We start from the raw sequence: 8,629 nt of genomic DNA, 5'->3' as shown, positions 1-8,629 counted from the left end.
TGGCGGTCGACCGTCGGCAAGAAGGCGGTCATGGCCGTCAGCGGACTGGTCATGCTGCTGTACCTGGTCGCGCACATGGTGCGATTATCGGCCTGACGGCTGGCCTCCCCCGGGTGAACTGTTGCGCAGTCGTCGCAAACGGACGCCGCGGGGGAGGGACGGCCAGGGGCGGCCGGGGCCCCTGATCAGGCCTCGACGGTGGCGACGTCCAGACGGGCGACCCGGGAGACCAGCGCGGTCACCTGGCGGGCGATGTCCGGGGCGTTGAGGCCGATCTCGGCGAGGATCTCGGACCGGGAGGCGTGGTCGAGGAACTCCTGCGGGATGCCGAAGTCGCGCAGCGGCACGTCCACCTCGGCGTCGCGCAGCGCCTGGGCGACCGCGGCACCGACGCCGCCGACCCGGCCGTTGTCCTCGATCGTGACGACCACCCGGTGCTCGGCGGCCAGGCCCGGCAGGGCCGCGTCCACCGGCTTGACCCAGCGCGGGTCCACCACGGTCGCGGTGATGCCCTGGGCGGCCAGCAGGTCGGCCACCTCCAGGCTGGTCGGGGCCATCGCGCCGACCGAGACGATCAGCACGTCGGCGCGGCGGCCCTCGGCGGCCTCGTCGGCGGCCGCCTCGCGCAGCACGTCCATGCCGCCGATCCGGCCCACCGCGGCGACGGCCGGGCCGACCGTGCCCTTGGAGTAGCGGACCACCGTCGGCGCGTCCTTGACCTGGACGGCCTCGCGCAGCTGGGCGCGCACCTGGTCGGCGTCGCGCGGGGCGGCGATCCGCAGGCCCGGGACGACCTGGAGGATCGACATGTCCCACATGCCGTTGTGCGAGGCGCCGTCGGTGCCGGTGACGCCGGCCCGGTCCAGGACGAAGGTGACGCCCAGCTTGTGCAGGGCGACGTCCATCAGGACCTGGTCGAAGGCCCGGTTGAGGAAGGTCGCGTAGACCGCGAAGACCGGGTGCAGGCCGTTGGTGGCCAGGCCGGCGGCGCTGGTGACGGCGTGCTGCTCGGCGATGCCGACGTCGAAGATGCGGTCCGGGAAGGCCTTGGCGAAGGGGGCGAGGCCGACCGGGTGGAGCATCGCGGCGGTGATGGCGACGATGTCCTCGCGCTCGTGGCCGAGCGCCACCATCTCCTCGCCGAAGACCGAGGTCCAGTCCTTGCCCGAGCTCTTCACCGGCAGGCCGGTGTCCGGGTGGATCACGCCGACGGCGTGGAAGCGGTCCTCGTCGTTGTTCTCGGCGGCGTGGTAGCCGCGGCCCTTCTCGGTGAGGCAGTGCACGATCACCGGGCCGCCGAAGCCGCGCGCCTTGGTGAGCGCCGACTCCAGGGCGGTGAGGTCGTGGCCGTCGATCGGGCCGATGTACTTGAGGCCGAGGTCCTCGAACATGCCCTGCGGGGCGATGAAGTCCTTCAGGCCCTTCTTGGCGCCGTGCAGCGTGTCGAACAGCTGCTGGCCGACCACCGGGGTGCGCTGCAGGGCGTCCTTGCCCCAGGAGAGGAAGCGCTCGTAGCCCTGGGTGGTGCGCAGCGTCGCGAGGTGGTTGGCGAGGCCGCCGATGGTCGGCGAGTAGGAGCGCTCGTTGTCGTTGACGACGATGACGACCGGCAGGTCCTCGGCGTCCGCGAGGTTGTTGAGCGCCTCCCAGGCCATGCCGCCGGTGAGCGCGCCGTCGCCGATGACGGCGACGACCGGGTCCGCCTTGCCGAGGATCTTGTTGGCCTTGGCCAGGCCGTCGGCGTAGGAGATGACGGTGGAGGCGTGCGAGTTCTCGATCACGTCGTGCTCGGACTCGGCGCGGGACGGGTAGCCCGACAGGCCGCCGCTCATCTTCAGCCGGGAGAAGTCCTGGCGGCCGGTGAGCAGCTTGTGGACGTAGCTCTGGTGGCCGGTGTCGAAGAGGATGCGGTCGCGCGGCGAGTCGAAGACCCGGTGCAGCGCGATGGTGAGCTCCACCACGCCGAGGTTCGGGCCGAGGTGGCCGCCCGTCTTGGAGACCTCCGTCACCAGGAAGGTCCGGATCTCCTCGGCCAGGGTCGCCAGCTGTCCGGGCGTGAGCCGGTCGAGATCGCGCGGTCCCCGAATGCGGGTCAGCAGGGCCACCCGTTCCTCCTCGTTCAAAGTCGCGGACCGCGGGCGGTCCGGCGGGCCTCGCTGCCCGGTGTGCCGACGCGCTCCGACTCGCTCGGTCGGTGCCGACCGGTCGAGTCTAATGTCCGCCTACCGGACACCGAGCGGGGTGCCCGGTGCCACTGGCCGGTTTACCGCCGGAGACGGCGTGGTTCAGGCCCGGCGGCGAGCCCGGGGAGCCCGCCGCCGGGTACTCACGAACGGGCGCCGGACGTTTGTGCGGATCTGCCGAGGGCGCCGGACTCCCCCATCTCGCTCATCACGAGGGCCAGCGCGCCGAGCACCTCGGCCCGGCCGCCCAGGGTGCCGGGCACCACCGACAGCTGGCGGGCCGCGCTCGGGATGGCGTAGCGGGCCACCGAGTCCCGGATCGGGCCCAGCACCAGCTCACCGGCGTCGGCGAGGTCGCCGCCGAGGATCACCCGGCGCGGGTTGAGCAGGTTGCAGAGGGTCGCGACACCGGTGCCGATCTGGCGGCCCGCGTCGGCGATCACCCGGCGGCAGCCGAGGTCGCCCTGGTGGGCCAGCTCGACCACCCGGGGCAGCGAGAGGTCCGGGCCGAGGGTCGGGCTGAGCAGGCCCAGCAGGTAGCGGGAGCCGACGAAGGTCTCCAGGCAGCCGCGGTTGCCGCAGCGGCAGACCGGGCCGGCCTCGTCCAGCGTGATGTGCCCTATCTCACCCGCGGTGCCGCCCGGGCCGCGGTAGATCTGGCCGTTCACCACCAGGCCGGCGCCGACACCGCTCGCCACCTTGATGTAGGCGAGGTCGCTCAGGCCGCGGCCCGCGCCCCAGACCAGCTCGCCGAGGGCGCCCAGGTTGGCGTCGTTGTCCACGTGCACCGGCATGCCGAGCCGCTCGGCCAGCTCGCGGCCGGGGGCGATGCCGGTCCAGCCCGGCAGGATCGCGGTGGAGCCGAGGGCGCCGGTCTCCACGTCGATCGGGCCGGGGACGCCCAGGCCCACGCCGATCACCTTGTCCGGGCGGAAGCCGGCCTCGGCGAGCAGCCGCTCGACCAGCGCCTCGGCCCGGTCGAAGCCCTGGGCGGCCGAGACGTCCACGTCGATCGGGGCGCTCTCCTCGGCGAGCACGCGGTGCGCGAGGTTGCCGACGGCGACCCGGAGGTGGGTGTGGCCGAAATCGATCCCCACCACGATGCCGGCGTCACCGCTGAGCGAGACGCTGCGGGCGCGGCGCCCGCCGGAGGAGGTGTCGGCCACCACGACGGTGCCGCTCTCCTTGAGCTCCCGGACGATGTTGGACACGGTGGCCGCGGAGAGCCCGGTGCCGCGGGCGATCTCGGCCTGGGTCAGCGAGCCGGCCATCCGTACCGCCCGGAGCACGCGCTCCAGGTTCGCCCGGTGCAGCGAGGACTGCGATCCCGGTGTGTCCGTCGACATGATCCACCCTCCCAAGGGCGAGGGAACCCCATCCGCCGGGCGATCCCTTCACCTTCTGAAGCCTAGGCCCTGAAGGGCGTCGGAGGTGCGGCGACGGCCTACGCGGGTGGAACGGCGGGTGACGCGCGGGGGGCGCGGAGGCAGTGCGGAGGGGCGCGCGACGGTGCGGCAGGCGGCTCGCGGGGGCTGGTGAAGGGGCGTACGGGGGTGGCGGGAGGGGCGCGCGTGACGGCCCGGACGCCGGGGGCCGGAGGTGAGGGGTTGGCGGAGTGTGCGTGGTGGTGCGGTGGGGGCTGCGGCGCCCCTCCGGACGGGCGCGCGGAGCCGGCGGGAAGACGGCCAGCTCAGGGGGTGGTGCGCGGGGTTCCGGGCTCCTGCAGCGGGGCGAAATCGGGCCACCCGTACCATGGTGCCCAATCTCACCCGTCCCATCGGCCACGGACGTGACCGGCCGGGGGGCGCTTCCAGACATGACGGGGAATCAGATGGCAGGGGATCACCCTACTCCGGGGTCAGGCGTCACGCCGGGCACGGGTCCGCAGGACAACCGGGGCGTCCCGCTCGGGCGCACGCCCGGTGTGGACCCGGCCGCCGTGGCGGACCAGATGACGCGGCTCGACGGGGCACCGATCCCCGGCCAGGCCGGACCGGCCGCGCCCGGAACGCCGCCGCCGGCCCAGCCCCCGGCAGCATCGGCACCGGCACCGGCACCGGGCAGTGAGTACGCCTACGCGCCCACCGCCGCCTTCCCCTCCCAGGGCACGCCGGCTCCCCCGGTGGGCGCGCCGGTCGGCCCGTACGACCCGGCCCCCGGCCAGCAGCCCCCGTTCGGCGCCACCGACGGCAGCGGCCAGCCGTACGGCGGCTACGGCTACCCGCAGCCGCAGCCGCAGCCGCAGCCGCAGGGCGGGTACACCTACCCCGGTGCGCCGGTGCCGACCGCGCCCAAGCAGCGCAACCCCGTGATGCTCTGGGGCGGCATCATCGGCGGTGTGCTGGCGATCGCCATCGTCGCGGCCCTGGTCGTGCTGGTCAACGAGACCCCCGACGACAACACCTCCGCCAACGGCGGCAGCACCAGCAGCCCGGGCGTCGCCGGCGCCTACAACTACGCCTGGGGCGCCGCCAAGCCCGCCAACGCAGCCAGCGGTTCGCAGCTGCTCGGCATCTGGGGCACCGACAAGAGCACCGTGCGCGCCGACAGCTCCGGCATCCGCGGCATCAACGCCGCCGACGGCAAGGAGCTGTGGACGATCGCCCCGCCGGCCGGCACCAAGGAGTTCTGCGCCGCGTCGTACGGCGTGAACTCCAAGCACATCGCCGCGATCGGGCTCAACACCGGTGACAGCGACTGCTCCACCGTCGGCGCGGTCGACGTCACCACCGGCAAGCTGCTCTGGACCGTCAAGGTCAGCCCCGAGCGGATGTCCTCCCCCACCCTGACCGTGACCGAGAAGGTCGTCGGCGTCGGCGGCAGCGTGGTCGGCGGGCTGAACCTCACCGACGGCTCGCCGGCCTGGTCGTTCCAGCCGCGCGACAAGGACTGCAGCCTCTTCGGCAAGGCGGCCGGCGCCCAGATCGCCGTCAGCGACCGCTGCTACGGCCCCACCACCAAGTCCCAGCTGGTGGTGGTCGACGCGGACACCGGCAAGGCCGCCACGGGTGCCCCGATCACGCTGACCGGCAGCATCGAGCGGGTCGACAAGGTGATCTCGGACATGCCGCTGGTGCTGCTGGTCACCAACGGCCCGAACGGCGACTACATCCTGCCGTTCGACAAGAGCACCAAGCCGCTGACGCCGATGTCCGTCAAGGAGCCCGGGGCCGACAGCCTGCGGCTCTCCGGCCAGTCCGACGCGTTCACCCAGAACGTGGTCAGCGGCACCACGCTGTACGTCCAGACCAACTCCTCCTCCAAGCCGGCGATCAACGCCTACGACCTGACCACCGGCAAGCGGCTCTGGTCGTCCACCGGCGGCGACGCCCAGGGCATCCGGCTGGTCTCCGGCACCGACAAGGACGGCAAGGTCCGCGCCGTGCTGGACATGGGCTACAGCAAGGACGCCAAGCTGGTGACGCTCTCGCCGGCCGACGGCTCGCCGACCGACCTCGGCTCCCTCACCCAGCCCAAGTCCAACAGCTACATCAGCCTGAGCAGCACCGAGTACATCCTCACCGCGGAGGGCTCGCTGTACGGCTACGCCCGCAGCTCGGGCTCGGACGCCCCGGTGGTGAAGTACACCAAGAAGTGACGCCCCGGCGGGGTGGAGCGGTGCCGTCGCGCCCGCTCCACCCCGCCGCGCACATTTCCCCGGGCTCCGCGCACCGGACGTGGGAGGATGCGAGGCATCAGCCTGACGAAGGAGTCCAGCGAGTGCCCGGCACCAACCTGACCCGTGAGGAGGCCCGCACCCGGGCCGACCTCCTGCGCGTGGACGCGTACGACATCGAGCTCGACCTCGGCTCGGCCCGCGAAGGGGGCACCTTCCGGTCCACCACCGTGGTCCGGTTCAGCGCCACCACCCCCGGCGCGGCCACCTTCATCGACCTGGTCGCCCCGAGCGTCGAGGAGATCGTCCTCAACGGCGAGCGGCTCGACAACGCCAACTTCGCCGACAGCCGGATCGCCCTGCCGAACCTGGCCGCCGAGAACGAGCTGCGGATCGTCGCCGACTGCGCCTACACCAACACCGGTGAGGGCCTGCACCGGTTCGTCGACCCGGTCGACGGCGAGACCTACCTGTACACCCAGTTCGAGGTGCCGGACGCCCGCCGGGTCTTCGCCTCCTTCGAACAGCCCGACCTCAAGGCCGCGTTCACCTTCACCGTGACCGCCCCCAAGGGCTGGGTCGTCGTCTCCAACTCCCCCACCCCGGCCCCGGCCGACGCGGGGACCTCCCCGGACGGCCAGGACGTCCAGGTCTGGAGGTTCGAGCCGACCGGCCGGATCTCCTCCTACATCACCGCCCTGATCGCGGGCCCGTACGTCGGCGTCTTCGACGCCTACGAGAACGGCGACCAGAAGGTGCCGCTGGGCGTCTACTGCCGCCCGTCGCTGCGCGAGTTCCTGGACGCCGAGGCGATCTTCGAGGTCACCAAGCAGGGCTTCGACTACTTCCAGGAGAAGTTCGACTTCCCCTACCCGTTCGCCAAGTACGACCAGCTGTTCGTCCCGGAGTTCAACGCCGGCGCGATGGAGAACGCGGGCGCCGTCACCCTGCGCGACCAGTACGTGTTCCGCTCCAAGGTGACCGACGCCGCGTACGAGTCGCGGGCCGCGACCATCCTGCACGAGCTGGCCCACATGTGGTTCGGTGACCTGGTCACCATGGAGTGGTGGAACGACCTCTGGCTGAACGAGTCGTTCGCGACCTACGCCGAGGCCGTCTGCCAGGCCGAGGCGCCCGGCTCGAAGTGGCCGCACTCCTGGACCACCTTCGCCAACCAGATGAAGACCTGGGCGTACCGGCAGGACCAGCTGCCGTCCACCCACCCGATCATGGCCGACATCAACGACCTGGAGGACGTCCAGGTCAACTTCGACGGCATCACCTACGCCAAGGGCGCCTCGGTGCTCAAGCAGCTGGTGGCGTACGTCGGCCAGGACGCCTTCTTCCAGGGCGTGCAGGCCTACTTCAAGCAGCACGCCTGGGGCAACACCCGCCTCGGCGACCTGCTCGGCGCACTGGAGAAGGCCAGCGGCCGCGACCTCAAGGCCTGGTCCAAGTCCTGGCTGGAGACCGCCGGCATCAACGTGCTGCGGCCCTCCATCGTGCTCAACACCGACGGCGAGATCGAGTCCTTCACCGTCCTCCAGGAGGCCCCCGCGCTGCCGGCCGGCGCCAAGGGCGAGGCCGTGCTCCGCCCGCACCGGATCGCCATCGGCCTGTACGAGCTGACCGACGGCGCACTGGTCCGCACCGACCGGATCGAGCTGGACGTCGACGGCCCCCGCACCGAGGTTCCGGAGCTGGTCGGCCGTCACCGCCCGGCCGTCGTCCTGCTCAACGACGACGACCTGTCGTACGCGAAGATCCGGCTCGACGAGGACTCGCTGGCCGTCGTCACCGAGCACCTCGGCGGCTTCACCGACTCGCTGCCGCGCGCCCTGTGCTGGGTCTCCGCCTGGGACATGACCCGGGACGGTGAGCTGGCCGCCCGCGACTACCTGGCGCTCGCCATCTCCGGCCTCGCCCGGGAGAGCGACATCGGCGTCGTCCAGTCGGTGCACCGCCAGGTCAAGCTGGCCCTGGACGCCTACGCCGACCCGGCCTGGCGCGAGCAGGGCCTCGCCCGCTGGGCCGAGGCCGCCGAGGCGCAGCTTCGTGCCGCCGAGCCCGGCAGCGACCACCAGCTGGCCTGGGCCCGCGCGCTCGCCTCGGTCGCCCGCACCGACGGGCAGCTCGGCCTGCTCGCCGGGCTGCTGGACGGCTCGGCCGAGCTCAAGGGCCTGGCCGTCGACACCGAGCTGCGCTGGACGCTGCTCGGCCGGCTCGCCGCCACCGGCCGCGCCGACGAGGCCGCCATCGCGGCCGAGCTGGAGCGCGACAACACCGCGGCCGGCCAGGAGCACGCCGCCACCTGCCGCGCCGCCCGGCCGACCGCCGAGGCCAAGGCGGAGGCCTGGGCCTCCGTGGTGGAGTCGGACAAGCTCACCAACTACGTCCAGGAGGCCGTGATCGCCGGCTTCCAGCAGGCCGACCAGCGCGAGCTGCTGGCGCCGTACGCCGCGAAGTACTTCGCGGCCGTCAAGGGCATCTGGGAGACCCGTAGCCACGAGATCTCGCAGCAGATCATCGTCGGCCTGTACCCGGCGCTCCAGGTGGAGCAGGCCACGCTGGACGCCACCGACGCCTGGCTGGCCTCGGCCGAGCCGGCGCCGGCGCTGCGCCGGCAGGTCGTCGAGGCGCGGGCCGGCGTCGAGCGCGCGCTGAAGGCCCAGGCGGCCGACCGCGCGGCGGGCGCCCGGGCGCTGGGGCACTGACGTCCGCCGTGGGGGCCGCGGGTTCGCCCGCGGTCCCCACGGGGCGTCGGCGGCTCGTGCGGGTTCGAGTGATCGGAAGAGCGTCGGGTGGGGGCAGAGTGTAACAGCAATGGGGT

General features: G+C 72.8%; 4 protein-coding genes and 1 pseudogene. 3 read left to right on the top strand and 2 right to left on the bottom strand.

Annotated features, from left to right (window positions below):
- Positions 1-81, top strand: a pseudogene (locus ABZ885_RS30980) (succinate dehydrogenase); the annotation flags it as partial.
- Positions 82-185: 104 nt separating this feature from the next.
- On the opposite strand, the gene dxs reads toward ABZ885_RS30980, so the two are convergent.
- Both dxs and ABZ885_RS30970 read right to left on the bottom strand, forming a co-directional pair.
- A complete protein-coding gene (dxs, locus tag ABZ885_RS30975) occupies positions 186-2,105 on the bottom strand; it encodes a 1-deoxy-D-xylulose-5-phosphate synthase (protein ID WP_360195847.1) in 1,920 nt (639 codons plus the stop codon).
- A 221-nt stretch (positions 2,106-2,326) separates the two neighbouring features.
- Positions 2,327-3,529 (bottom strand): ROK family transcriptional regulator, encoded by a 1,203-nt coding sequence (locus tag ABZ885_RS30970; RefSeq protein ID WP_360195844.1) that lies wholly within the window; start codon positions 3,527-3,529, stop codon positions 2,327-2,329.
- A gap of 605 nt (positions 3,530-4,134) precedes the next feature.
- On the opposite strand from ABZ885_RS30970, the gene ABZ885_RS30965 reads away from it, so the two are divergent.
- Positions 4,135-5,781, top strand: a complete 1,647-nt coding sequence (locus ABZ885_RS30965) for a PQQ-binding-like beta-propeller repeat protein (protein ID WP_360195842.1) — start codon at positions 4,135-4,137, stop codon at positions 5,779-5,781.
- Between the two features lie 122 nt (positions 5,782-5,903).
- The gene (pepN, locus tag ABZ885_RS30960; protein WP_360195839.1) at positions 5,904-8,513 is read left to right on the top strand and encodes an aminopeptidase N; all 2,610 of its coding nucleotides are present in this window, start codon (positions 5,904-5,906) and stop codon (positions 8,511-8,513) included.
- The last annotated feature ends 116 nt before the right edge of the window (positions 8,514-8,629 follow it).

The organism is Kitasatospora sp. NPDC047058 (assembly GCF_040643935.1).
Classification (GTDB): Bacteria; Actinomycetota; Actinomycetes; order Streptomycetales; family Streptomycetaceae; genus Kitasatospora.
This window is presented reverse-complemented; position numbering and strand designations above follow the sequence as displayed.

Bases quoted from the DNA above. Each gene is read 5' to 3' on its own strand.
- ABZ885_RS30970 (WP_360195844.1), bottom strand. From the start codon at position 3,529: ATGTCGACGGACACACCGGGATCGCAGTCCTCGCTGCACCGGGCGAAC.
- ABZ885_RS30965 (WP_360195842.1), top strand. From the start codon at position 4,135: ATGACGCGGCTCGACGGGGCACCGATCCCCGGCCAGGCCGGACCGGCC.